This is a genomic window from Arachnia propionica (assembly GCF_003932785.1).
Taxonomy (GTDB): domain Bacteria; phylum Actinomycetota; class Actinomycetes; order Propionibacteriales; family Propionibacteriaceae; genus Arachnia; species Arachnia propionica_B.
On the sequence record NZ_RQYT01000003.1, the window covers coordinates 110,054 to 133,774 of the forward strand.

The 23,721-nt window shown below is 70.5% G+C and carries 21 protein-coding genes and 1 pseudogene; 11 read left to right on the top strand and 11 right to left on the bottom strand.

The genetic code is table 11. The features are described from left to right. Positions 1-55 precede the first annotated feature (55 nt). The gene (locus tag EII35_RS02695; RefSeq protein WP_125226922.1) at positions 56-1,513 is read right to left on the bottom strand and encodes a GuaB1 family IMP dehydrogenase-related protein; all 1,458 of its coding nucleotides are present in this window, start codon (positions 1,511-1,513) and stop codon (positions 56-58) included. A gap of 162 nt (positions 1,514-1,675) precedes the next feature. Continuing rightward, positions 1,676-2,587, bottom strand: coding sequence for an EamA family transporter RarD (gene rarD / locus EII35_RS02700; RefSeq protein ID WP_125226923.1), 912 nt, complete (start codon positions 2,585-2,587; stop codon positions 1,676-1,678). 96 nt (positions 2,588-2,683) lie between these two features. Here rarD and EII35_RS02705 point away from each other — a divergent pair, with 96 nt between their 5' ends. Both EII35_RS02705 and trpD read left to right on the top strand, forming a co-directional pair. Next, entirely contained in the window at positions 2,684-3,085 is a 402-nt protein-coding gene (locus EII35_RS02705; protein WP_125226924.1) for a PleD family two-component system response regulator, read from the top strand. After that, entirely contained in the window at positions 3,082-4,116 is a 1,035-nt protein-coding gene (trpD, locus tag EII35_RS02710; protein WP_125226925.1) for an anthranilate phosphoribosyltransferase, read from the top strand. Before EII35_RS02705 ends, trpD begins: the two co-directional genes overlap by 4 nt. A gap of 5 nt (positions 4,117-4,121) precedes the next feature. Here trpD and EII35_RS02715 read toward each other — a convergent pair whose 3' ends face one another. Together EII35_RS02715 and EII35_RS16610 are read right to left on the bottom strand one after the other, a co-directional pair. Beyond that, positions 4,122-4,709 (bottom strand): prepilin peptidase, encoded by a 588-nt coding sequence (locus tag EII35_RS02715; RefSeq protein WP_125226926.1) that lies wholly within the window; start codon positions 4,707-4,709, stop codon positions 4,122-4,124. Between the two features lie 59 nt (positions 4,710-4,768). Beyond that, positions 4,769-5,533 (bottom strand): sunset domain-containing protein, encoded by a 765-nt coding sequence (locus EII35_RS16610; protein WP_125226927.1) that lies wholly within the window; start codon positions 5,531-5,533, stop codon positions 4,769-4,771. 136 nt (positions 5,534-5,669) lie between these two features. Here EII35_RS16610 and EII35_RS02725 point away from each other — a divergent pair, with 136 nt between their 5' ends. Beyond that, positions 5,670-6,179 (top strand): peptidylprolyl isomerase, encoded by a 510-nt coding sequence (locus EII35_RS02725; protein ID WP_125226928.1) that lies wholly within the window; start codon positions 5,670-5,672, stop codon positions 6,177-6,179. Here the strand turns inward: EII35_RS02725 and EII35_RS02730 are convergent. Next, positions 6,125-7,852, bottom strand: a complete 1,728-nt coding sequence (locus EII35_RS02730; protein ID WP_125226929.1) for a DEDD exonuclease domain-containing protein — start codon at positions 7,850-7,852, stop codon at positions 6,125-6,127. The genes EII35_RS02725 and EII35_RS02730 overlap by 55 nt on opposite strands. Positions 7,853-7,914: 62 nt before the next feature. On the opposite strand from EII35_RS02730, the gene EII35_RS02735 reads away from it, so the two are divergent. Genes EII35_RS02735 through EII35_RS02760 form a run of 6 tightly spaced genes read left to right on the top strand, consistent with a single transcriptional unit; the run spans position 7,915 to position 13,298 of the window. After that, complete coding sequence (locus EII35_RS02735; protein WP_125226930.1) at positions 7,915-8,118, top strand: hypothetical protein; 204 nt, start codon at positions 7,915-7,917, stop codon at positions 8,116-8,118. A gap of 41 nt (positions 8,119-8,159) precedes the next feature. After that, on the top strand, positions 8,160-9,248 hold the full coding sequence (locus EII35_RS02740; RefSeq protein ID WP_125226931.1) for a C40 family peptidase: 1,089 nt from the start codon (positions 8,160-8,162) through the stop codon (positions 9,246-9,248). 12 nt (positions 9,249-9,260) lie between these two features. Further along, positions 9,261-10,010: a lysophospholipid acyltransferase family protein gene (locus EII35_RS02745; protein ID WP_125226932.1), complete on the top strand. Its 750-nt coding sequence runs from the start codon at positions 9,261-9,263 to the stop codon at positions 10,008-10,010. Further along, a complete protein-coding gene (locus tag EII35_RS02750) occupies positions 10,007-11,197 on the top strand; it encodes an ATP-binding protein (RefSeq protein WP_125226933.1) in 1,191 nt (396 codons plus the stop codon). The genes EII35_RS02745 and EII35_RS02750 overlap by 4 nt, the downstream gene beginning before the upstream one ends. Positions 11,198-11,220: 23 nt before the next feature. Beyond that, positions 11,221-11,865 carry a response regulator transcription factor gene (locus tag EII35_RS02755; RefSeq protein WP_125226968.1) on the top strand — a complete coding sequence of 215 codons (645 nt, stop codon included), beginning with the start codon at positions 11,221-11,223 and terminating at the stop codon, positions 11,863-11,865. Between the two features lie 47 nt (positions 11,866-11,912). Next, entirely contained in the window at positions 11,913-13,298 is a 1,386-nt protein-coding gene (locus EII35_RS02760; RefSeq protein ID WP_125226934.1) for a class II 3-deoxy-7-phosphoheptulonate synthase, read from the top strand. A 13-nt stretch (positions 13,299-13,311) separates the two neighbouring features. Here EII35_RS02760 and EII35_RS02765 read toward each other — a convergent pair whose 3' ends face one another. The 3 genes and pseudogenes from EII35_RS02765 to pknB form a co-directional block, all read right to left on the bottom strand. Further along, positions 13,312-14,223: a DMT family transporter gene (locus tag EII35_RS02765; RefSeq protein ID WP_125226935.1), complete on the bottom strand. Its 912-nt coding sequence runs from the start codon at positions 14,221-14,223 to the stop codon at positions 13,312-13,314. 47 nt (positions 14,224-14,270) lie between these two features. Then, complete coding sequence (locus EII35_RS16795) at positions 14,271-14,462, bottom strand: PASTA domain-containing protein (RefSeq protein WP_464115349.1); 192 nt, start codon at positions 14,460-14,462, stop codon at positions 14,271-14,273. A 30-nt stretch (positions 14,463-14,492) separates the two neighbouring features. Beyond that, positions 14,493-16,382: pseudogene (gene pknB, locus EII35_RS02770) on the bottom strand (Stk1 family PASTA domain-containing Ser/Thr kinase); the annotation flags it as partial. 115 nt (positions 16,383-16,497) lie between these two features. On the opposite strand from pknB, the gene EII35_RS02775 reads away from it, so the two are divergent. After that, positions 16,498-17,121 (top strand): hypothetical protein, encoded by a 624-nt coding sequence (locus tag EII35_RS02775; RefSeq protein ID WP_125226937.1) that lies wholly within the window; start codon positions 16,498-16,500, stop codon positions 17,119-17,121. Here EII35_RS02775 and EII35_RS02780 read toward each other — a convergent pair. Continuing rightward, positions 17,110-19,476, bottom strand: coding sequence for a cation-translocating P-type ATPase (locus tag EII35_RS02780; RefSeq protein WP_125226938.1), 2,367 nt, complete (start codon positions 19,474-19,476; stop codon positions 17,110-17,112). The genes EII35_RS02775 and EII35_RS02780 overlap by 12 nt on opposite strands. Beyond that, entirely contained in the window at positions 19,466-20,542 is a 1,077-nt protein-coding gene (locus EII35_RS02785; RefSeq protein WP_185744126.1) for a polyprenyl synthetase family protein, read from the bottom strand. The genes EII35_RS02780 and EII35_RS02785 overlap by 11 nt, the downstream gene beginning before the upstream one ends. A 73-nt stretch (positions 20,543-20,615) precedes the next feature. Between EII35_RS02785 and EII35_RS02790 the strand changes: the two genes are divergently transcribed. Then, positions 20,616-21,509, top strand: coding sequence for a methylenetetrahydrofolate reductase (locus EII35_RS02790; protein WP_125226940.1), 894 nt, complete (start codon positions 20,616-20,618; stop codon positions 21,507-21,509). On the opposite strand, the gene EII35_RS02795 is transcribed toward EII35_RS02790, so the two are convergent. Continuing rightward, positions 21,502-23,682, bottom strand: coding sequence for a HelD family protein (locus EII35_RS02795; protein WP_125226941.1), 2,181 nt, complete (start codon positions 23,680-23,682; stop codon positions 21,502-21,504). The genes EII35_RS02790 and EII35_RS02795 overlap by 8 nt on opposite strands. Positions 23,683-23,721: the final 39 nt, after the last annotated feature.

Sequence of the window (23,721 nt, forward strand, 5' to 3'; positions counted from 1 at the left end):
ACTACGGTCTCGCCCTCGGCCAAGCTGCCGAGTCGTCGTCCGTTTGGATCCACGGTCACCAACTCGTCGCGACGGGACGCCCTTCCTCGTAGCCAGAGCCGAATTGGACCCCGACGACGGCGCGGTCGGCGAAGTCGGCCAGGGTCCGGGCCCCCGCGTACGTGGCGGAACTGCGCACCCCGGAGGTGATCCAGTCGAGCAGGTCCTCCACGCCGGGGCGCTGCGGATCCAGGTACATGCGGGACGAGGAGATGCCCTCCTCGAACAGGCCGGCCCGGGCCCGGTCGAACGCGGACTGGTCCTTCGTCCGGCTCCGCACCGCACGGGCCGAGGCCATCCCGAAGCTCTCCTTGTACGGACGCCCGTCGTGGTCCACCAGCTGCGCCCCCGTCGACTCGTGGGTGCCGGCAAACCAGGAACCGATCATGACGGAGCCGGCGCCGGCCGCCAGCGCCAGGGCGACGTCGCGGGGATGACGCACCCCACCGTCGGCCCACACGGAACGGCCCAGCTCCCGCGCGGCCGTCGCGCACTCCAGGACCGCCGAGAACTGGGGCCGTCCGACCCCCGTCTGCATGCGGGTGGTGCACATCGCGCCGGGGCCGACGCCGACCTTGATGATGTCGGCCCCCGCCTCGATGAGGTCCCGGGTGCCCTGCTCGGTGACGACGTTGCCCGCGACGACGAGGACGTGCCGACCCGTGGCCGCCTCGAAGTCGTCCCGGGCGGTGCGGGCGAGCCCGAGGGCGGAGATCATCTTCTCCTGATGGCCGTGGGCGGTGTCCATGACCAGCACGTCCGCCCCCGCGTCCAGCGCCGCCCGGGCCTTCGCCGCGACGTCGCCGTTGATGCCGACGGCCACTCCGGTGCGGAGCCTGCCCTCGTGGTCGAGGGCGGGGGAGTAGATGGCCGAGCGCAGGGCCCCCTTGCCGGTCATGACCCCCACCAGTCGGCCCTCGTCGTCGACGGCGACGGCGACCCGCTGGTGCTGGGCCGCGAGGGTGTCGAAGACCTCCTTGGGGGCGATGGACGGGGAGACCAGCGTGATGTCGTCGGTCATGACGTCCTTCGCCTGGGCGAAACGGTCGACCTCCACGGCGGCCTCCGGGGTCACGACCCCGACGGGGCGGCCGTCGACGAGGACGACGGCGACGCCGTGGGCGCGTTTCGCGATGAGGGCGAGGGTCTCGCCGATGGTGGTGTCGGGGGAGACGGTGACCGCGGTGTCGAACACCGGATGCGCCCGCTTGACCTTGGCGATGGACCTGGCCACGACGTCGACGGGGATGTCCTGGGGGAAGATCGCGAGGCCACCGCGTCGGGCCATCGTCTCGGCCATGCGTCGCCCCGAGACCGCGGTCATGTTCGCCGCGACGAGGGGCAGGGGCGTGTGGAGGCCGTCGGTCGAGGTCAGGTCGACGTCGAGCCGGGAGGCGACGTTGGAGCGGCTCGGCACCATGAAGACGTCGGAATAGGTGAGGTCCTGGGTGGGTCGGTCGTTGAGGAAGCGCACGAACCCAGTATGCCCGCGGCGGGGGGGCTCGGGGGAAAGGGCGAGGGTGCCCAGGTTCGGTGTTGGACTCGATCCCGAACCTTGGATGGTTAGGAATGACACCTATCTGAGCACCCTCGCTGAGGAGTCTACGGCATGATCGTCGATATCGCGAACCCGCCGTCAGCCCTCCCCGCCCCGCACGGCCCGCAGGGTTCTCGCGGCGTGGGTGACGGCGTCCCAGGCGAAGACCAGCACCGCGAGCCACACGAACACGAACCCGACCCAACGCGCCGGGGGCATGGGTTCACCCAGCACGAGCCAGCCGAGGAGGAACTGGAGTACCGGGGCCAGGTACTGGATCATCCCGACCGCCACGAGAGGAATGCGTCGGGTGGCCGAGGCGAACAGCAGCAGCGGGACAGCCGTGACGACCCCGGTGGTGGCCAGGAGGAGTGTGTACCACGACATCACCGGGGCGCTTGCGCCTCCGCCCAGCCCGAGGAGGAGCAGGTGCGGCAGGGCCAGGAGACTCAACGCGGCCGTCTCGATCGCGAGGCCGGGCAGCGGGCGGACCCGGGCGCCGGACTGCTTCTTCAGCAGGCCGTACAGCCCGAAGGTCACCGCCACCCCGAGGGCGATCCAGGGAACCTGGCCGTGACCGACCACCAGGACGAGCATCGCCACGCAGCCGAGTCCGACGGCGAGCCACTGCACGGCGCGAAGGCGTTCCCCGAGCACGACGACCCCCAGGGCCGTGGTGACGAGCGGGTTGACGAAGTAGCCGATGGCGGCGTCGAGGGTGTGGCCCGTGTTCACCCCGTGCACGTACAGCGTCCAGTTCACCCCGACGAGAAGACCGGCCGTCGCGATGAGGAGGGCGCTTCGTCGATCGGCGAGGGCGGCGCGCAGTTCGTCGACCCGCCGCGTCGCGACGAGCAGGATCAGGCACAGGACCAGGGACCAGACGATGCGATGGGAGACCACCTCGAGGGCCGAGGAGCGGGCGAACAACGCGAAGTAGAGGGGGAACAACCCCCACAGTGCGTATGCGGCCACCCCGTGGAGGTAGCCGGCGCGTTCCTCAGCCTGCATCGCGACGCAGCCTACCGGCAACGTCGCCGTGACCCCGCCGCGCTCCGGCGGCTACGATGAGCCTCAGGCATGACCGGCGCGTTGTTGAGGAGAGAGATGAGCGACGAGACCATCAAGGTGCTGCTGTTTTCCGGCGACCGCACCGTGCGTGAGCAGGTGCGGCTGGCGTTGGGGCGCAAGGTGGCATCGGATCTGCCGCCCATCGAGATCGTCGAGGTCGCCACCGGCCCCGCCCTGCTCAAGCTGCTGGACGCCGACCGCAACTTCGGCCTCATCATCATGGACGGGGAGGCCCAGCCGGAGGGTGGCTTCGGGCTGGCCCACCAGATCAAGGAGGACTACGGCGACGACTGCCCGCCGGTGCTCCTGCTGGTGGCCCGCGTCGCCGACGCCTGGCTCGGTACCTGGTCGCGCGCCGAGGCGCTGTCCTCCTTCCCGGTCGACCCGATCCGGCTGCCCGAGCAGGTCGCGGAGCTGCTCCGGGCGGAGGTCCTGTGACCTACACGTGGCCCGATGTCCTGACGGGCCTGGTTCGTAGGGAGGGGCTCGAGGCGGAGGCCGCCCAGTGGGCCCTCAGCGAGATCCTCGCCGGGCGCGCCAGTGAGGTGCAGTTGGCTGCGCTCCTCGTGGCTCTGCGCGCCAAGGGCGAGTCCGAGGACGAGATCTCCGGCCTGAGTGCCGCCATGCTCGCCCACGCGGTTCCCGTCGACCTGGATCCGGAGACGGTGGACGTCGTGGGGACGGGGGGCGACCGTGCCAACACCGTCAACATCTCCACGATGGCGGCCCTTCTCGCGGCGGCCGCCGGCGCGAAGGTCGCCAAGCACGGCAGTCGTGCCGCGTCGTCCCAGTCCGGGACCGCCGACACCCTGGAGGCCCTCGGGGTCAACATCTCCGTCGACCCTGTCCGGCAGGCCGCGGTGCTCGACGAGGTGGGGATCGTCTTCCTGTTCGCGCAGCTGCACCACCCGGCCATGAAGAACGTGGCCGGGGTGCGCAGGCAGCTCGCCATCCAGACCACCTTCAACTTCCTCGGCCCCCTGTCCAACCCGGCCCAGCCCAGGGCCATGGCGTTGGGGGTGGCCGACGGGGACATGGCCCCCGTCATCGCGCGGGTGCTCGCCGGACGTCACGTCCGGGGGATGGTCTTCCGTGGTTTCGACGGGCTCGACGAACTCACCACGACCTCCCCGTCGGACGTGTGGCTGATCTCGGACGCCCGGGTGCTGCGCACGACGCTGGATCCGGCGGATCTCGGGCTCCGGCCCGCCGCCCCCGCGGATCTCGTCGGCGGTGACCCCAGCCACAACGCGCAAGTCATCCGCGACCTCGCCGCGGGGAAGCCGGGACCCATCCGCGACGTCGCCTGCCTCAACGCGGCGGCCGCCCTCCTGGCCTACCACGGGGTCAGCCACACCATCCCGCTCATCGATCAGCTGCGGGACAACCTCGACGCCGTCGCCGCGGCCATCGACGATGGGCGGCTGAGCCGGAAACTCGACGACTGGGTCGCCGCCACCAACGCCTGAGCGGGTCACCCGGTGAGGGCGTGGACAGCCGCCACCGCGAGCGGCCCCAACCACAGGGCGGGGCCGTAGGGGAACGGCTCGGCCCCGCGGCCGCGCAGGGCGTGCACCACCGCCCAGCCGGCGCCGATCACGGTGCCCGCCAGCAGCGACCACAGCCAGCCCGACCATCCCCAGCTGGCCCCGACGGCACCTACCAGGAGGCCGAGACGCACGTCGCCGAACCCGAAGTTCCCCGTGACGCGCCACACCACCCAGAGGGCCGCGAAGCCCGCTGCCGCCCCCACCGCGACGACGGGCAGGGTGCCGGGGACGAGCAGCTCGGTGACGACGGCACCGACCGCCACCTGGGCGGCGGCGATCCAGTGGAGGCGACGCGGCAGCCAAGTGGTGCGTAGGTCGACCAGGACGAGCGCCGCCCCGGCGCCCAGGTGACCGAACCACAGCGGGAACAGCCCGGCCGGGACCCGCAGCAGGCAGGCGGAGAGGGCGAGGACGACGAGCGCCAACAGCACGGCGTCGCGGGGCCTGGCCAGGGAGGCGTAGTCGGGCGGAGGCTCGTCGGGCTCGGCCCAGATGCGAGGCAGCCGCGGCACCACCCACATGAGGTGCGCCGCGGCTGCCGTCGCGCTGGCCAGGGCCAGCAGGAGAAGGATCAGCGCTGGGCCTTCGTGAAGCCGGCGGCCTCGGCGGCCTGCTCCGAGTTGAACCACACCTCGGCGATCGTCAGCTCGTAGCCGCGGGTGCCGGGGACGTGGTACTTCTTCGACCGCTCGTTGCCCTTGATGATGTAGTCAGCGGGCGGGTTGGGGCCGACGTAGGAACCCTCGCCGAAGCTCTCCGGCTTGTCGGATGCGGGTTCGGCGTCCTGGGCCGGGGTGACGGGCTCGTTGAACTTGGCGGCCGTGGCGAAGGTGTCGTTGTTGTTGATGTAGGCCCGGGACGGCTCGTGGGCCGTCCAGCCGTCGTCCTTCGGGGTCAGGAAGTGACGCACCGCTGCGACGGCACCGGCGATGGCGGTGCCGATGAGGGCGAACTTGAAGAAGGTCTTGACCATGCCGCGCTTGCGCTTCGGGGGCTTGATCACCTCCTTGACGACGGGGACGTGCCCCGCCGCACGGTGCAGGGCCTCCTGCAGGTTCGGCAGGATCTCTCCGGTCACCTTGTCGCTGGCGGCCTCGACGGCGGGGGACACCTTGGAGATGGCACCCCGGATGCGGGGTTCCCAGTTGTCCAGTCGCTTCGAGGCGAACTCGGCGGTCCGCTTCCCGGCCTTGCGCGCCACCGGCGCGGTCTTGCGCTGGGCCTCGTGGAACAGCGCGGCTGCCTTCTCGACGGCCTCGTCCCAGACGTGGCGGCCGGCCTCCGCGGCGGCGGCGGCTTGATCCGCGGCGGCCTTGGTCAGTCGTGACTTCTTCACAGTTTCCTCCAATGGTTGGCTCGTGGTCGAGCACATACAACGCTACCCGTTCCTCGGGGCGATGCGGCGGTCCCGGACGAAAGGACCACGCGAGGCGCGACCGCCACCTGCTTGCCGTGGCCTGTAGGTTGGGCACATGAGCACTGCAACTCTGCACACCAGCATGGGGGACATCGTCATCGAGCTGTTCGACGACCAGTCTCCCGCCACCGTTGCCAACTTCGTCGGCCTGGCGGGGGGGACCAAGGAGTACCGCGACCCCAAAACCGGTGAGACCAGGACGGGCAAGTACTACGACGGGCTGGGTTTCCACCGCGTCATCGACGGATTCATGATCCAGGGCGGCTGCCCGCTCGGAACCGGCACCGGGGGGCCGGGTTACCAGTTCGCCGACGAGTTCCACCCCGAGCACGTCTTCGACCGCCCGTACCTGCTGGCCATGGCCAATGCCGGGCCGGGCACCAACGGTTCCCAGTTCTTCATCACGGTGGTCCCGACCCCGCACCTCAACCGACGCCACACCATCTTCGGTGAGGTGAAGGACGAGGCCTCCCGCGCGGTCGTCGACGCCATCGCGAAGACCCCCACGGGTCATCTCGATCGCCCGCTGACCCCCGTGGTCATCAACTCGGTGACCCTGTCCTGATCGAAAGCGCAGTGGATCGGCAGGGCCCAGTCGCCTCGGACGTCGAGCAGCCGTACCCCGGGTGACTCCAGCCAGTCGGCCACGCGTTCCGCCTCCTCGAAGCTCCCGGCGGGCAATCCGCCGGGAGCTTCGTGCACCGTCTCGGCGAGACCCCGGAGCACCTCGGCCTCGGCCCTGACCTCCGCCGTGCGGGCGTGCCCCGCCGCGGCCAGCCGCCCGTGCCGCACCACATGGATCGCCCAGCCGTCCCGTTCGGGTGCGGCGGCGATGATCTCCTCGCAACCGGCGAGTGCCCGCACCCGATGGAAGCGGCGGGAGGTCGTGTGGGCGGCTCGGAGCCGCGCCGTGATCTCCCCGGCCTCCTCGAAGCGTTCCTGCTCCGACAGCTGCCGGATCCGGGGCGCGGCATGACCCAGCAGGGTGCGCAGGTCCCCGGCCCACGCCTCACGGAGCTGCTCGATCCCCGCTGCGTGCTGTTTGGCCCCCGACCCGAGACGGCAGGGGGCGGGGCAGCGACCGATCTCGGCCAGGGCGCAGGCCTCACGTGGGGTGCGCGACGACAGGCGCTGGGAGCACTCGCGGATCCCGAACGCATCGCGCAACGCCCGCGCCACCTGCTCCGCCGCGGCGGCGGAGCGGAACGGCCCCCACACCGGTTCGTCACGAACCGCTCTGCGCACCGTCGACAGCCGTGGATGGGGTTCCGAGGTCAACGTGAGCCACACCAGCCGGTGCTGGTTGCGGGAGCGTCGGTTGTACCGGGGGCGCTGGCCCTCGATCATCCGCAACTCCCGCACCTCGGCCTCCAGGGTCGTGGCGCAGGTGAGGGATCGAACCCGGGTGGCGAGGCGCACCATCTCGTGGATACGGGGCCGTTGCTCCGCGGCGGAGAAGTAGGAGGCCACCCGGCGCCTGAGGTTGCGGGAGGTGCCGACGTAGAGGACCTCGGTGCGAGGGCGCCGATCCGCGTCCAGCCCGTCGTGCTCGAACCAGTAGACCCCGGGGGCCTCGGGCAGGTCCTTCGCCCACACCCGTTTCGCCCGACGTTCCGGGCTCACCCGGGAGAGGAACTCGTGGAGATCCTCCACGGTGTCCACCCCCAGGGTGCCGACGCGTTCGAGGAGACCGTGCAGCACGTCGACGGTGGCGCGGGCGTCGCTCAACGCCCGGTGATCCGGCTGCGTCGCCGAGCGGAAGTGACGGGCGAGGGTGGCCAGTTTCCGGTTCGGCAGCTCGCCCGGGAGGAGGACCTGCCGCGCGAGGGCGAGGGTGTCCACGACGGTCCGGCGTCGCCATGTCAGCCCAAGCTCGCGGGCGGCCCGCTTGAGGAAGCCGATGTCGAACGGGGCGTTGTGGGCCACGAGGATGGTCCCCGCCGCGAAGTCGAGGAAGGAGGGCACGGCCACCCGGACGGAAGGTGCGGTGGCGACCATCGTGTCGGTGATGCCCGTGAGTGCCTGGATCATCGGCGGAATGGACGTGCTGGGCCGCACGAGGGTCTGGAACTCACCCACCACCTCACCGCCGCACACCTTCACGGCACCGATCTCCGTGATCTCCGCATCGGCACCTGCCCCCGTGGTCTCGAGGTCGACCACGCAGAAGGTGGCGACCCGCAGCGCCGTGCCGAGGTCGTCGAAGCTCGGCTGGCTCACCATGGGTGGATCCGTCATGCCCAGCACGTTAGCGGGTGGGTCGGACGAAAATGTCGGACCCGGCTGCGAGGCTGTCGCCCATGAACGAGATCGACATCGACTGCGCCAGGTGCGAGGTCCGCGGCAGCGGGTGTGAGGGGTGCATCATGAGTCACCTCCTCGACGACACGGAGGGAATCCTGAGACTCAACGGGGAGGAGGCACGCGCGGTGCGAGTGCTGGCCGCGGCAGGACTCGTGCCCGAGTCGAGGATGCAGTTTGGGAATGGCCTGAAGGTCGTTTAGGATTCTCTCAGCTTGACTTCCTGAAGTGTTTGGAGATCCGAGTGAAGACAATCCGTACGGGTCTGGTGGGCCTGTTGGTCGCAACCAGCGCCGTGTTCGTCCCGATGGCCACTGCCGACCCGGACAAGGTGTCGCAGGCGAAGGCAGAACTCGAGCGGATCCGCGAGGAGGCGGCGGCCATCGATGCCGACATCATCGAGGTCGCGGCCCGCGCCGATGAGGCGGCTGCCAAGCTCGCCGGCATCAACACGGACCTCACCGCCCAGGAGCAGCGGGTCGCCCAGCTCGGGGCCGACCTGGGTGACGTGGCCATGCTGCAGTTCAACGGCGGCGGTCTCGACGTGACCACCCAGCTCCTCAGCAGCGCCACGGACTCCTCCTTCCTCTCGGGTCTGGCCACCATCCAGAACGAGGCCGACCGCAGCAACTCCGACCTGCAGGCCCTGCAGGTGGAGCAGGCGCGGCTGGACAACCTGCGCGACCAGCAGGTGAGCATCACCGAGGCCATCGAGCAGGACAAGGCCGCCAAGGAGCAGCTCGCCGCGGACTTCGACGCCAAGGAGGCTCAGGCCGAGGCGGTGTTCAACCGCTTGAACGCCGAGGAGCAGGAGCGGCTGCGCCGCCTCGAGGAGCAGCGCGAGCGTGAGCAGCAGGAGCGCGACCGGCGCGAGCGTGAGGCCGCCGCCTCCCGTGACGCCGCCTCCGCCCCGAGCCCGAGCGCGGCCCCGAGCGAGGAGGCCGAGAAGCCCGAGAAGCCCACCACCCCGGCCCCGCCCGCCAGCAGCCGTGGCGGATCCGCCGTCGAGGTCGCCCTCGCCCAGGTCGGCAAGCGCTACGTCTGGGGGACCGCCGGCCCGAACACCTTCGACTGCTCCGGTCTGATGAGCTACGCCTACCGCCAGCAGGGGATCTCCCTGCCCCGCACAGCGAGCCAGCAGTACGGGGTTGGTACCCCGGTCTCCAAGGGGGACCTGCAGCCCGGTGACCTGGTCTTCTACTACAGCGGCATCAGCCATGTCGGCATGTACATCGGTGACGGCAAGATCGTCCACGCGGCCAACCCTCGCAGCGGTGTCACCGTCACGGGAGTGAACTCGATGCCCTACCAGGGCGCCCGTCGCGTCGGCTGACCCCGACCCCCCATGTGGTACCCGTTCTTCAAGACCTTTCTGTTCCGCCCGCTGGTTCGATACGGATTCCGCGCCCGCATCAAGGGTGCGGAGAACGTACCCGCCGGCGGCGGAGCCATCTTGGCCAGCAATCACATCGCCGCGATGGACTCCGTCGTCATTCCCGCGATGCTGCCGAGAAAGGTGACCTTCCCCGCCAAGGCGGAGCTCTTCCGCGGTGACAAGGGGCTGGGCTCCAAGATCGTGGCGTGGTTCCTCAAGGCCATCGGCATGGTCCCCATGGAACGCGGCGGCGGCCGAGCCTCCGCGGCCTCCCTGCAGGCGATCACCGACGTGCTGGCCGCGGGCCAGGTCGTCGCGATCTACCCGGAGGGAACCCGATCCCCGGACGGGCGTCTCTACAAGGGCAAGACCGGCATGGCGCGCATGGTGCTCACCTCCGGTGCGCCCGTGCTCCCTGTCGGGGTCATCGGCACCCACAAGGTGAAGGGCCCCTTCGGGATCCCGTGGGTCCGCCGCCCCATCGTCGTCGTCGGCCCACCGTTGGACTTCAGCGAGTACCAGGGCATGCAGGGGGAGACCAAGCTCCTCCGGTACGTCACCGACGAGGTGCTGGCCGCCATCCAGCAGCTCACGGGACAGCAGTACGCGGATGTCTACGCCACGCGCGTCAAGCACGGTGACCTCAAGGAGGTGGGACCCGACGAGTTCCTGCGGCCCCGCCCGGGCGACGGGGTGCGCCCCGAGGTGAGCCCCGGGTGAGCCAGCCGCCCCCCACGTCGGCCGGTCTCGGCTGGCTCCAGGCCTCCTCGTCGTGGTTCCGTCAGGATTACGACGTCATCGGCAGGGTGTTCCTCGTCGCCACCCTTGTGCGTGCCGCCCTGGCGGTCCACACCGTGGTCATGAACCTCACCTTCGACAAGGAGGCGATCACGGACCTGCCGGGCATGGTGCTGGCCTTCGTGATCCTCCTGGGATGGACCGTCCTGGTGACCATGGTGCTGAGGCGCCCGAGCCAGCGGAGCCTGTGGGTGTACCTCGCGGACACGGCCGTCACGAGTGCCCTGATCCTCGTCACCCCCCTCGTCGTCACGACGCCCTACGCCGACACCTCCCTGGCGGGGTACTGGATGCTCGGCTGCTGCCTCTACGCGGCGGTGCTGCGGGACACGGTCACCGGCGTCGCCGCCGCCGTGCTGACCTCGATGACGATGCTCGCCCTGCCCCCGAAGTTCGCCCTGCCGCGGATCGACCTCGCTCTCGGGGCGGTGCTCATCACCATCTGCACCGGCCTCCTCATCACCCAGTTCAAGCACACGATCACCGAACAGGAGCGCGCCCGGATCCGCTCCGTCGCGCTCGGGGAGCGGGAGCGACTCGCCCGGATCGTCCACGACGGCACCCTGCAGGTGCTCGCCCTGGTGGAACGGGAGGGACGAGGCCTCGGACCGCGGGGGGAACGGCTCGCCAAGCTCGCCCGCCAGTCCGAGAGCCAGCTGCGTCGACTCATTCGGGATCAGGAGGTGTTCGACGAGTCCACCACCTGCGAGGTCGACCTCACCCAGGCACTCAGCAGGTTCGAGAGCCCGTCGGTGACGGTGTCGACCATGGCCGGCCGGGTCATGGTGGCCCGACTCATCGCCGAGGAGGTCGAGGCGACCCTCGGCGAGGCGCTGAAGAACGTGGAGAAGCACGCGGGCGAGGGGGCCAGGGCCTGGGTGCTGCTGGACCAGGAGGCCGACGACGAGGTGATCCTGTGGATTCGTGACGACGGGCAGGGAATGGACCCGTCCGAGATGGATTCTGCGGCGGAACGTGGCAGGCTGGGAGTCCGGAACTCGATCGTGGGGCGCATGGAGGCGCTCGGCGGATCGGCCGTGGTGAAGTCCAGCCCTGGTCAGGGCACCGAGTGGGAGTTGAGGTTCCCGATGATGTTGGGAGAGAAGTGAGCACCGCCGAGGGCTGCCGTGTCATGCTGGTGGACGACCACCCCATGTGGATCGACGCGCTGGGGGAGGACCTCGAGGAGGAGGGTTTCCAGGTCGTCGCCGTCGCGAAGAACGGCACCGAATGTCTGCAACGTGCCCGGGCCACCCGGCCGGAGGTGGTCGTGATGGATCTGCAGATCCCCGAACCCGACGGGGCCACCTGCACCGAGCGTCTGGTGCGGGAGTTCCCGGAGATCAAGGTACTCGTCATGTCGGCGAGCGGGGAACGCGATGACGTGCTGCGGGCCATGAAGGCCGGGGCCAAGGGCTATCTGGTGAAGTCCGCGTCGAAGGCGGAGCTGATCGAGGGGGTGCGGCGCACCGCGGCCGGGGACGCCGTGTTCACCCCGGGGCTGGCCGGGCTGGTTCTCGGCGAGTTCCGGCGCATGGCCACCGTCGCCAGGGAGCACGACGACGAGGGTCCGGTGCTGACCTCGCGCGAGGTGGAGGTGCTGCGGCGGGTGGCCAAGGGACTGGCCTACCGGGAGATCGCGGAGGAACTGTTCGTCTCCCACCGCACCATCCAGAACCACGTCCAGAACGTGCTGCGCAAGCTGCAGCTCCACAACCGGGTGGAGCTGACCCTCTACGCGATCGACCAGGGACTCCACGACCCGAACGAGCAGTAGCGGACAGGTCACCGACGGGGCCGCCCGGCTCGGGTAGTCTTCGCGGCATGTCCTCCATCATCACCCGGGCCGAGTTGCGTTCCCTCCCCATGATCCAGCAACCGGAGTATGAGGACGCCCGAGCCCTCGACCGCGTCATCGACGTCATGGAGCAGCTGCCGCCGCTGGTGTTCGCTGGGGAGTGCGACGACCTGCGCGCCAAGCTGGCGGAGGTCGCCGAGGGGCGAGCCTTCCTGCTCCAGGGAGGCGACTGCGCGGAGTCCTTCGAGGCGGTCACGGCCCAGGACATCAAGAACAAGCTGCTGGTGCAGCTGTCGATGGCCGTCGTCATGACCTACGCCGCCCAGGTTCCCGTGGTCAAGGTCGGGCGCATCGCGGGGCAGTACGCCAAACCCCGCAGCAAGCCGACGGAGACCCGCGAGGGGGTGACCCTGCCCAGCTACCGGGGCGACGCCATCAACGGTTTCGAGTTCACCGAGGAGGCCCGGCGGCACGACCCGGAGCGCCTGATCCGGGTCTACAACGCCTCCGCGGCGACCCTCAACCTGGTCCGCGCCTTCGTCAAGGGCGGTTTCGCCGATCTGAGGGGGGTGCACACGTGGAACCGTGATTTCGTCGGGAACTCGCAGGTCGAGGCGGCCTACGAGGAGATGGCGGCCGAGATCGACCGCGCCCTGGCCTTCATGGTGGCCTGTGGCATCGAGGACCGGGCACTGTCCACAATCGACTTCTACGCCTCCCACGAGGCCCTGCTGCTGGAGTACGAGCGGGCGCTGACCCGCGTCGACTCGCGTTCCCAGCAGCTCTACGGCTGCTCCGGACACATGCTGTGGATCGGGGAGCGGACCCGTCAGCTCGACGGGGCCCACGTCGAGCTGCTGAGCCGAGTGCGGAATCCGTTGGGGATCAAGCTGGGACCGACCACCACCGCCGAGCAGGCGATCGAACTCGCCGACCGGCTGGACCCGGACCACGAGCCCGGGCGGCTCACCTTCATCACCCGGATGGGTGCGGGCCGGGTCCGCGAGGTGCTGCCCGAGGTCATCCGCGGGGTCGAGGCGACGGGCCGCAAGGTGGCCTGGGTGTGCGATCCCATGCACGGGAACACCTTCGAGGCCGCCAACGGGTTCAAGACGAGGTCCTTCGACGACGTGGTGGAGGAGGTCCGCGGCTTCTTCGACGTCCACGACGAGCTCGGCACCTGGCCGGGCGGGCTGCACGTCGAGCTGACCGGCACGGATGTCACCGAGTGCGTGGGCGGGTCGCTGCGACTCGAGGAGGCCGATCTGGCCAGCCGCTACGAGACGGTCTGCGATCCCCGCCTGAACCGGAACCAGAGCCTCGAACTCGCCTTCACGGTGGCCACGCGGTTGCGGCAGGGACGCAGCCTGCGTCGCAACCCCGTCCAGGAGTTCCAGCCCCGGGAGTTCTGAGATCCCGCGCCTCTCAGCGCCGGAAACGCTGACGCAGCTCCTGGACCACCTCGTCGATCCGCCGGGACTCGCGCTTCGGCCAGGCGATGAGCAGCAGGGCCGCGACGACGATGAAGCCGCCGACGAGCACCTGCCAGGTCAGCTGCTCCATGCCGAAGCCGATGGCGAACCCGGCCGCCCAGACGGGCTCGGAGCACATGATGATCGCGGAGGTGGTGGCGGGGACATAGCTCTGCGCCCAGCTCTGCAGGAACAGCGTCACCGCGCCGCAGAAGATCCCGAGGTACAGCACCGGCAGCGCAAGGTCCCACGTGGTCGGGACCTCGTACTGGACGAACGGGATGACGATCAGGCATCCGGCCGCCCCCGTGAGGGCCTGGGCGAGGGTGAGGGACTGGACCGTCTCCGGGGTGACCCACCGGCCGAGGAGGACGATGTGGACGGCGAACATCACCGCACCGATGAGGGTGAGCACGGCCCCGTAACCGAACCCGCCCTCGCCACCGTGGCCGAGGGCGAGGATCGCGATGCCGGAGATGGTCAGAGCCACGGCGATCCATGTCCGTGCGCCGGAGCGTTGCCGGAGGAACACCGCCGTGATGATGGCGGTGAAGACCACGTAGCTGGCAGTGATGAAACCGGAGAGGGAGGGGGCGGTGTACTCCAGGCCGATGAGCTGGATGGCCAGGCCGAAGTTGAACACCATGCCGAGGATGACCCCGTGGATGAGGGTCTCCCGTTTCATCCGCAGATGCGGCAGGAACGGGATGACGAGGCAGATGGCGGTCAGGAGCAGCCGAGAGATCGTCAGGCTGACCGGGGACATGTGTTCGTAGGCACCCTTGGCGACCGCGACGGTTGATCCCCAAGCGGCCGCTGCGACGAGAAGGGCCAGGGCGGGGAGGAGCTGACGGTCCAATTTCACCGATTCATCCTAGCTGAACGGCGAGGAGGTCCCGGGCGCGTCGATCCTCAGCCGAGGGTGACCCTGACGGTGCTGCCCTTCGCGACGGTCGATCCGGCCGGTGGCTCCATGCCCGTCACCCATCCGATGAGGCTGCCGACGAGCGGTGTCTCGATGAACTCGGGCACCAGACCCGCGTTCCTGAGGATGCGTTCGGCGTCCTCCCGCTGCTTCCACATGACATCGGGGACCTCCACCATCTCGGGACCGAGGGACTTGGTGATGGTGATGGTGGCGCCGCGTTGGACGGTCCCGCTGTTGGGGGTTTGCGCGATGACGCGGCCGACGGCGACGGTGCTGGAGTGCTCCTCCTCGACGACGACGATCAGGCCGAGCCCCTCGAGCTTCCCGACGGCCGTGGCGGCGTCGCGGCCCTCGAAGTTCTCCACGGTGATCGGTTCGGGGCCGTTGCTGACCTCGACGTCGATCGCGGTGCCGGGCGGGACCAGGGTGCCGGCGGTCTCCGCGGCGGAGACGATGACCCCCTTCGCCACGGAGTCCGACCACACCTCGGTCACGGTGCCGAGCGCCAGGTTCGCCCCCTCGAGCAGGGCACGGGCCTCGTCGAGGGACTTGCCCGTGAGCTCGGGGACCGCGTAACGCTCCGGGCCCTTGGACACGGTGATCGTCACCTCGGTGCCCCGGAGGACGCGCTGCCCCCCGGCGGGGTCCGACGAGATGACCTGTCCTGCGGGGACCGTCTCCGAGTGCTCCTCCATCTTCTTGACCTTCAGGTCGTTGGCGTCGATGGCGGTGACGGCCTGCTCGAAGGTGACCTGGCCGATCTCCGGGGTGGTGGTGAACCGCCCGTCCGCCCACCACCACGACGCGAAGCCGATGATGATGGTCAAGAGCAGGACCGCCGCGATCATGATGATGCCCCGGCGGCGCCGGTGCACGGGATCGTGGCTGATGTTGAGGCCGGGGAACAGCGGGGTGCGGTGGGAGGAGGGCCCGACCTCGCGCTCCGGCAGTCCCGGCGCGGGGACCGGCTGGGGTGTGCGGTCGGGGTGGACCGGCGACTGATGGGTCCGGGTCGCGGGGCTGGTCACGACGACCGTGTCCGCGGTGGGGGACACCTCCTCCTCAGGGATCGGGGGCGACGGGGCGGGGCGGCGTACGGTCCGTGGCGGGAGTTCCGTCAGCGGTCGGGGACGCGGCTCCGGCTTCGGCGAGATCTGCTGGGTGGGGGCGTCGGGGGAGACGATGACGGGGCGCAGCTGGGCAGCCAGGGCAGGATTGTGGCGGCCCGGTCGTTCCGTCAGCTCCTGCCGGACGATCCGCAGCTTCTCGACGAGTTCGCGGCCATCGCCGAGCCGGGTGTCGGGATCCCGAGCGGTGGAGGAGGCGACGAGCGCATCCAGGTAGTCGGGGATGAAGCCCGGTAGGTTGAGTTCCCGCAGCTTCTCGGATGGCGGGGGGACGTCGGTGTTCACGTGCAGGTAGGCGATCTGGTAGTTGTTCTCGCCCACGTGTGGTTTGCGGCCCGTCAGCAGCTCGAAGAACAGGATGCCGGTCGAGTAGATGTCGCTGCGTGCATCCGGTCTGGCATGGGTGACGAGCTCCGGTGGGAGGTAGGAGGCCGTCCCGACGAGCACCCCCGTCGCCGTCATCTGCGGGGAGTGTTCCTGACGGGCCAGCCCGAAGTCGGCGACCTTCACCTGGCCGCGGGTGGAGATGAGGACGTTCTCCGGTTTGATGTCGCGGTGGACGATCCCGATCTCGTGGGCGGCGGCGAGGGCCGAGGCGATGGGGTCGAGCAGGTCGAGGGCACGCAGGGGGGTCAGCGGGGCCTCGCGGCTGATGAGTCGCCGCAGGGTCTCACCCTCGACGTACTCCATGACGATGTAGGGCTGCCCCAGACAGATCCCCTGATCGAAGATGCTGACGACGGAGCCGTGGCTGATGAGGGCCGCGGAGCGCGCCTCCCGGTCGAACTTGGCGACGAACTCGTCGTCCTCCCCGAGGTCGGTGCGCATGATCTTCACGGCGACGATGCGTTGCAGCCGCGAGTCCCGGGCCCGGTACACGGTGGCCATGCCCCCGCGGGCGAGTTTCGCCAGGATCTCGTAGCGGCCGTCCAGTACGTGCCCCACCATCGGGTCGAACGTCCTGCTCATTGCCACCTGTCCCACGTCTCGTCACGCTGAAGCCGACCCCTGTGGTCCGCTCAGACGAAGTGTAGGGCCGTCCAAGGGCAGGTGCCCTCCCCGGCGCGCCGCGTAGGCTTCTCCCATGACCGTGCTCATGAGTCTGCGTTCCCGCCTGTTGCTGGCCCGACTCGCCGTGACCCTCCCCCTGACGGAGGTGGGGGAGCGTCTGGCCGGCCTCGTTGCGGGAGGGGTCCATCTCATCCTCGGCACGAGTGACGGGGACGTCGAGGGCACCGAGGTCAGGTGGCGGGAACTGGCCGGGAGGATCCCCGGGACCGTGCTGCTCGCCCATGACCAGCCGGAGGCGATGGGGGATGTCACCGTCGTGTCCGGCCCGTGGCGGGGCGGGGTGCGGCGCGCCCACCGCTACGCGCTGGCTGGGCGCCGGATCGGGGATCTGAGGAGTCTGGGGGAGGCCGCCGACCACGACTTCCTGGTGCTCCGCGACGCCGGGCCGGGGTCGCGGCTGCTCGCCGAGGCGCGGTCCGCACATCCGCCCCTGGTCATGGGGTCGTTGCCGTGGTTCGGCGAGGGGGACCTCGACGCGGACGCCGTCGCCCGGCTCACCGAGCAGGGGGTCAGGAGGGTCATGCTGACCGGTGACCTGACCGTGGAACGGCTCGGCACCGTCGGTGAGGTGCTCCAGGATGCGTGGCGCCGGGATCCGCTGACCCCGGCGTTCCGGGGGCAGGCCTCACTCGCCTGAGGTGCTCCGCCACAGCCGGGGCTGCTCACCGCGCAGCCGCGCCGTCAACCACCACGACACCTCCACCAGTGTTGCCCCGATGAGACCGGCGACGAGCCCGACGGTCATCGTGCCCGGGTTGCTGATGTCGAGCCCGAGGAGTTTCTGGGAGAAGGGCAGCAGGAACATCGCGGTGTAGAACACGTACGCGAAGATCACCAGGCCGAGCCGCCACAGCACCCACGGCCGGGACACGACCGCCAGGATCCAGGTGGCGGTGATGATGAGGGCTGCGAGGGTGGCGGTCGAGGCCTGGGCATCCACCGCAGCTGTGACCTGTCCGCTGCCGCGGGTGAGGACATAGGTGACCGTCGAGACGAGCGCGACGGCGAGACCCGAGGGCACCGCCAACGACAGGACCCGCCGCACGAAGCCCGGCCGGGCCCGCTCCTTGTTCGGGGCGAGGCTGAGCAGGAACGCGGGGATGCCGATGGTGAACCACCCCACCACGGTCATCTGGAGCGGGAGGAACGGGTTCGGCAGCCCCATCAGCCCGATCGCGAGGGCCAGCGCCACCGCGTACACGGTCTTGCTGAGGAACAGCTTCGCGACCCGCTCGATGTTGCCGATGACCCGGCGCCCCTCCGCGACGACGTGGGGGAGGGTCGCGAACCGGTCGTCCAGCAGGACGATCTGGGCCACGGCCCGTGTGGCGGCCGAGCCGGAGCCCATCGCCACGCCGAGGTCGGCGTCCTTGAGGGCGAGGACGTCGTTGACGCCGTCGCCCGTCATGGCGACGGTGTGCCCGCGGCTCTGCAGCGCCCCGACCATGGCGCGCTTCTGCTGCGGGGTGACCCGGCCGAAGACATCTGCTTCGGCGACCCGCTCGGTGAACTCGTCGCCCTCCTCGGGGAGGGTCCGGGCATCCACGGCATCCGCCACCGAGACCCCCAGCGAGCGGGTCACGGCACCCACGGAGGCGGCGTTGTCACCGGAGATGACCTTGATCGCGACGTTCTGGTCGTTGAAGTAGGCGAGGGTGTCGGCCGCGTCGGGCCGCACCGTCTGGTCCAGCACGAGCAGCGCCGCGGGCGTCACCTCACCCGGGGCGGCGGCGTCGTCGACCCGGCGTGAGGCCCGTCCGAGCAGCAGCACCCGGCGTCCCGTACCGCCGATGCGCTCGGCCTCCTCGGCCACATCCGGCGGAGCGAGGACGTCCGGGGCGCCGAGGACCCAGTCCCCGTGCCCCTCGAAGGACACGCCCGACCACTTCTTCGCGGAGGTGAACGGCGCCCGGGCGAGCACCGGCCACGGGGAGTCGGCCGCTCCCAGGCTGTCGGCGATGGCCTGCATGGAGGCGTTGGGGGTGGGGTCGGCGGCCACGAGCTGGCGCAGCACCTCATGGGTCGCGTCGGGGTCGGCGTCGAGGGGCTGGATCTCGCCCACCGTCATCTCGTTGCTGGTCAGGGTGCCGGTCTTGTCGGCGCACACCACGCTGACCCGGGCCAGGCCCTCGATGGCCGGGAGCTCCTGGACGAGGCACTGGCGGCGCCCCAACCGGATGACGCCGAGTGCGAAGGCCATGGAGGTCAGCAGGACCAGGCCCTCGGGGATCATCGGCACCAGCGCGGCGACCATCCTCAGCGCGGATTCCTGCCAGCTGACATTGGTCTGCTGGAACGCCACCCAGATGGTGAGCAGCCCGGCGGGGATGAGCAGCCAGGTGACGAACTTCAGGATCGAGTCGATCCCGGCGCGCAGCTCCGAGTTCACGAGCGTGAACTTCGCGGCCTGCGCGGTGATCTGCGCGGCGTAGGCATCCGCGCCCACCTTCGTGGCCCGGTACACCCCGGCGCCGGAGACGACGAAGGCCCCCGAGAACAGCTCGGCCCCCGGCTCCTTCGTGATCGGGTCCGCCTCACCCGTGAGCATCGACTCGTCCACCTCGAGGTAGTCGCCCTGCACCACTTCCCCGTCGACGACCACCTGGTCGCCCGGGGACAGCGCGATGAGGTCGTCGACCACCACCTCGTCGCGCGGGATGGAGCGACGCTGCCCGTCCCGGATGACGACCGGATGGGCCTCGCCGATGACGGCGAGGTTGTCGAGGGTCCGCTTCGCCCGGAGCTCCTGGACCATCCCGATGACCGAGTTGGCGACGATCAGCAGCGCGAACGCGCCCTGGACGAACTGCCCAGTCATCGCGACGATGACGAACAGGGCCGCCAGCATCGCGTTGACCCGCGTGAACACGTTCGCGGAGATGATCTGCCAGGTGCTGCGCCCCGACCGCTCCGGAAGGGAGTTGACGCGGCCGTCACGGATCCGCTCGGCCACCTCCTGGCTGCTGAGGCCGGTGAGTTGTTCAACGGTCACGGTGGGTCGCCTGTTCTGTGAGGTGGGTGAGGGCGAGCACGGCCCCCGGGTCGAGGGGCACGGCGGAGAGCTCCGCCAGCGCCTGCTCCCGGCTCGTCGCGATGCGGTCCTCGATCGCCTGGAGGGCGCCGGAGTCCCGGATGATCCCGCGCGCCGTGTCGAGGTCGTCGGGGCCGGCGGGGCGGCCGAGCACGGATTCGAGGCGCTGCCGGTCGGCCGGTGTGCTCCGGGACAGCGCGGTGAGCACGAGGAGGGTCCGTTTGCCCTCCCGCAGGTCGTCCCCGGCGGGTTTCCCGGTCAGCTCCGGGTCCCCGAACACGCCGAGGACGTCGTCGCGCAGCTGGAAGGCCTGCCCGACCAGCGACCCGAATCGCCCCAGGGTGTCGATCTCCTCCGGGGTGCCGCCGGCGAGGGCGGCCCCGAGCTGGGCCGGGCGGGCGACGGAGTAGCGCGCCGACTTGTACTCCAGCGCGGTCTCCGCCTGGGCCAGCTGGGCGGGCAGGTCGGTGGCGCCGGTCGCGGAGAAACCGGCGGCGACGTCGAGGTACTGGCCGAGCAGCACCTCGGCGCGCATCTCCTGCAGCACGGGTCGGGCCCGGTCGAGGGCCGCCTCGTCCATGCCGGAGGTCTCGAACATGGTGCCGCTCCACTCGAACAGGACGTCGCCGGTGAGGATCGCCGCGGCGACGCCGAAGGCGGCGGCCCGCTCCCCGGCCAGGGACTGCTCGAACACCCGGTGGGTCGCGGGTCGACCGCGTCGCGTGTCCGAGGCGTCGATGAGGTCGTCGTGGACCAGCAGGGAGGCGTGGAGCAGTTCCAGGGACGCGGCGGCGCGGATGAGCGCCTGGGAGTCCTCGGGGGAGGCGCAGCCGTGGTAGCCCCAGACACAGAAGGCGGGGCGCAGCCGCTTGCCGCCGGCGGTGGCGGCGTGGGCCTCCGCGAGGACCGGGCCGGCCCCGATCCGCTCCACCAGACCGGTCCGGGAAGCCAGGAAGTCGGAGATGGCGGTGGCCACCGTGTGACGGAAGGTCTCCGCCAACGGTTCGTGCGGGGACGGCGCGGACATGGTGGCCAGCATAGTCGCGTCCGCGGTCGGAACACGGGTTGGACGCCGCCGGGTGGCCCCTATCCTTGTGGCCATGCTCTCAGTCGCCGACCTGCTCGCGGGTGCCAGCTCGCCGTTGCTGAGTTTCGAGTTCTTCCCGCCGCGCAGCGCCGAGGAACAGCCGCGATTCGACACCTCGGTGGAGCGGCTCGTGGCCTTCTCTCCGGCCTTTCTCTCGGTCACCTACGGCGCCTCCGGATCCACCCGGGACCGCACCGTCGCGGCGACGGCGTCCCTGGCCGCCCGCGGACAGGCGACCGTCGTGGGCCACCTGACCTGCGTCTCGCAGACCCGTGATGACCTGCTGCGCACCCTTGACGCCTTCGCGGCAGCGGGGGTCCGCGACATCCTCGCGATCCGGGGTGACATGCCGGGCGGACCGCAGCAGCCGTGGCGGCAGCACCCCGAGGGGCTGCGCAACGCGACGGAGCTGGTGCGGCTCATCAAGGGGCACGGCGATTTCTGTGTGGGTGTGGCGGCCTTCCCGAACGTCCACCAGCCCGACAACGACCCCGAGCTGGATGCCCGCATCGTCGTGGAGAAGGCCCGGGCGGGGGCGCAGTACGCGATCACCCAGCTGTTCTTCGAGTCCCACCGCTACGTGGAACTGGTCACGAGGGTGCGGGAGCGGGGCTGTGACATCCCCATCATCCCCGGTATCGCCCCGCTGACCGTCATCACCCAGATCGAACGATTCGCCGCGCTCGCCGACTGCCCCCTCCCGGAGGACCTCGTCGCCGAGCTCCGGGCCGCGAAGGACCCGGCCGAGGTGCGTCGCATCGGCATCGGCCGGGCCATCGACCTGTGCCGCGACCTGCTCGCCGCCGGCGCGCCCGGCCTGCAGTTCTTCACCCAGAACCGGTGGCAGGCCACCTCCGAGGTGCTCCGGGCCCTCGGCTGGGGTCAGCGCGGCCCCGACGTCAGCTGAGCGCGACCCGCCAGGCCGACGAGTCGACGTCCAGGACCGTCATGCGCTGGGTGGCGCGGGTCAACGCGACGTAGAGGACCCGCTCCCCGCCCGGGGCCTCGGCGACGATCTCGTCGGGGGAGAGCACCAGCACCCCGTCGTACTCCAGGCCCTTCGCCTGCAGCGCCGTCACGACGATGAGCCGTTCCTCCAGTGCCGCGAGACGGGGATCGGACATCGTCAGTCGCTGGATCTCCCGGAACCGCGACGGCGGCACCACGACGCCGACCGTGCCGCTGACGTGCCCGGCGAGGTCGATGAGCTGCTCCTTCACCGCCTCGGTGAGGCAGCCCGCCTCCGTGCTGAGGAGCTTCGGCGCCAGCCCTGTGGTCCGCACCGCCCGGGGCAGTGTGGCGTCCGGGAAGACGCGGGTGATGACCTGCGCCGCCAGGTCGAAGACCTCGGCGGGGGAGCGGTAGTTCGTCGACAGCGTGAAGCGACGCAGCGGCGCCCGGCCCACGAGGTCGTCGAGGGCCCGCTGCGCCTCGACGGCATCGGGATAGGAGCTCTGCGCCGGGTCCCCGACGAGGGTCCAGGAGGCCTGCGGGCCGCGGCGCCGCAGCATCCGCCACTGCATGGGCGTGATGTCCTGGGCCTCGTCGACGACGATGTGCGCGAACGTGGAGTGCGGGTCGTCATCCGGGTCGTTGACACGTTCCCGACGCAGCACATCGGCGGTCGTGACGAGTTCCTGGACTTCGCCGAGGCCGACGAAGAGGGGGTCGTCGTCCAGCTCCTGGGGCATGGGGCCCAGCATGTCCAGCAGCTCGTCCAGCAGCGCCATGTCCGCCACGGACCAGCCACGCACCCCCGCGTCGTCGGCCTGGAGCCACGACCACGACTCGACGAGGTCCGCCCGTTCCTTCTCGCTCAGGTGGGGGCTGCACTCGGCGAGGACGTCGGGATCCGCGAGTCGGGACAGCACCGTCGGGGCGTCGAGCATCGGCCACCACGCGTTCATGAACATCGTGAACGCCGGGTGGTCGCGGATCAGCTCGTCGATCTCCTCCGCCTCGAGCCCGACGCCGACGGTGAGCTTGTTCGCGAGCGCCCGGACGGCGGCGTTCTCGGCGGCCTGCCGACCCCGGTTCATCCGGTGGGTGCCGAGGACCGTCTCCCGGATCCCGGCGAGTTCGAGGGCATCGAGGATCAGCACCTCGCCCTTGACGGTGACCCGCAGCTGCTCGGAGGCGGGGATGAAGGGACGCCTCACGAGGAGACGCAGCACCTTGAGCATCCGCAGCGACCCCTTGAGGGACGCGGCTGCCGCGAGGTCGACGCGCTCCGACGAGGTCCCGAGTGCATCGGCGGCCACCGCGCCCACCGCCCGCAGGGTGACGGAGTCCTCGCCGAGCCCCGGCAGGACCCGCTCGATGTAGTGCATGAACACCGAACTCGGGCCCACGACGAGCACGCCGCCCTTCTCCAGCCGGGCCCGGTTGCTGTACAGCAGGTAGGCGGCCCGGTGCAGCGCCACGACGGTCTTGCCGGTGCCGGGGCCGCCGCCGATGATGGTGAAACCCTGGTGGGGAGCGCGGATCGCCTCGTCCTGCTCCGCCTGGATGGTGGCGACGATGTCGCGCATGGTGCGGCCTCGCGCCCGGGTGAGGGAGGCCATGAGCGCTCCCTCGCCGAGGATCGGCAGGTCGGTCTCGGCCTGGGTGTCGAGGAGGTCGTCCTCGAGGCCGATGACCTTGTCGTCGCGGCAGCTGAGGACGCGACGGCGGATCACGTTCATGGGGTCCGCCTGGGTGGCGCGGTAGAACGGCTCCGCGGCGGGGGCCCGCCAGTCGATGACGAGCGGCTCGTAGTCGTCGTCCCTCACCCCGAGGCGGCCGATGTAGCGGGTCTCGGGGAAGGTGAGGTCGAGCCGACCGAACACCAGCCCCTCGTGCTCCGCATCGAGGACGGCGAGGCGTCGGGCCGCCTGGTAGGCGAACGCGTCACGTTCGAACAGCGCGGTCCCGGCCTCCTCCCTGAGGTAGTCGGCCCGGTCGGTGAGGTAGATCTCGGCCCCGGTGCGGGCCAGCGACTGGGCGCTGGCCGTCGAGGCAGCCAGGTGCTCGTAGACACGGTCGACGTGAGCCTGTTCCAGTGCGAGCTCGGTCTGGAGGTCGCCGCGGGAAGTGGTCAACTGAGGGGTCCTCACTGCTGGAAACGGACGATCCAGTTT

Coding starts and splice junctions, on each gene's coding strand:
- rarD (WP_125226923.1), bottom strand. CDS start 2,587: ATGCAGGCTGAGGAACGCGCCGGCTACCTCCACGGGGTGGCCGCATAC.
- EII35_RS02705 (WP_125226924.1), top strand. CDS start 2,684: ATGAGCGACGAGACCATCAAGGTGCTGCTGTTTTCCGGCGACCGCACC.
- EII35_RS02725 (WP_125226928.1), top strand. CDS start 5,670: ATGAGCACTGCAACTCTGCACACCAGCATGGGGGACATCGTCATCGAG.
- EII35_RS02730 (WP_125226929.1), bottom strand. CDS start 7,852: ATGACGGATCCACCCATGGTGAGCCAGCCGAGCTTCGACGACCTCGGC.
- EII35_RS02735 (WP_125226930.1), top strand. CDS start 7,915: ATGAACGAGATCGACATCGACTGCGCCAGGTGCGAGGTCCGCGGCAGC.
- EII35_RS02745 (WP_125226932.1), top strand. CDS start 9,261: ATGTGGTACCCGTTCTTCAAGACCTTTCTGTTCCGCCCGCTGGTTCGA.
- EII35_RS02755 (WP_125226968.1), top strand. CDS start 11,221: ATGCTGGTGGACGACCACCCCATGTGGATCGACGCGCTGGGGGAGGAC.
- EII35_RS02760 (WP_125226934.1), top strand. CDS start 11,913: ATGTCCTCCATCATCACCCGGGCCGAGTTGCGTTCCCTCCCCATGATC.
- EII35_RS16795 (WP_464115349.1), bottom strand. CDS start 14,462: ATGGTGGAGGTCCCCGATGTCATGTGGAAGCAGCGGGAGGACGCCGAA.
- EII35_RS02775 (WP_125226937.1), top strand. CDS start 16,498: ATGACCGTGCTCATGAGTCTGCGTTCCCGCCTGTTGCTGGCCCGACTC.
- EII35_RS02785 (WP_185744126.1), bottom strand. CDS start 20,542: ATGTCCGCGCCGTCCCCGCACGAACCGTTGGCGGAGACCTTCCGTCAC.
- EII35_RS02790 (WP_125226940.1), top strand. CDS start 20,616: ATGCTCTCAGTCGCCGACCTGCTCGCGGGTGCCAGCTCGCCGTTGCTG.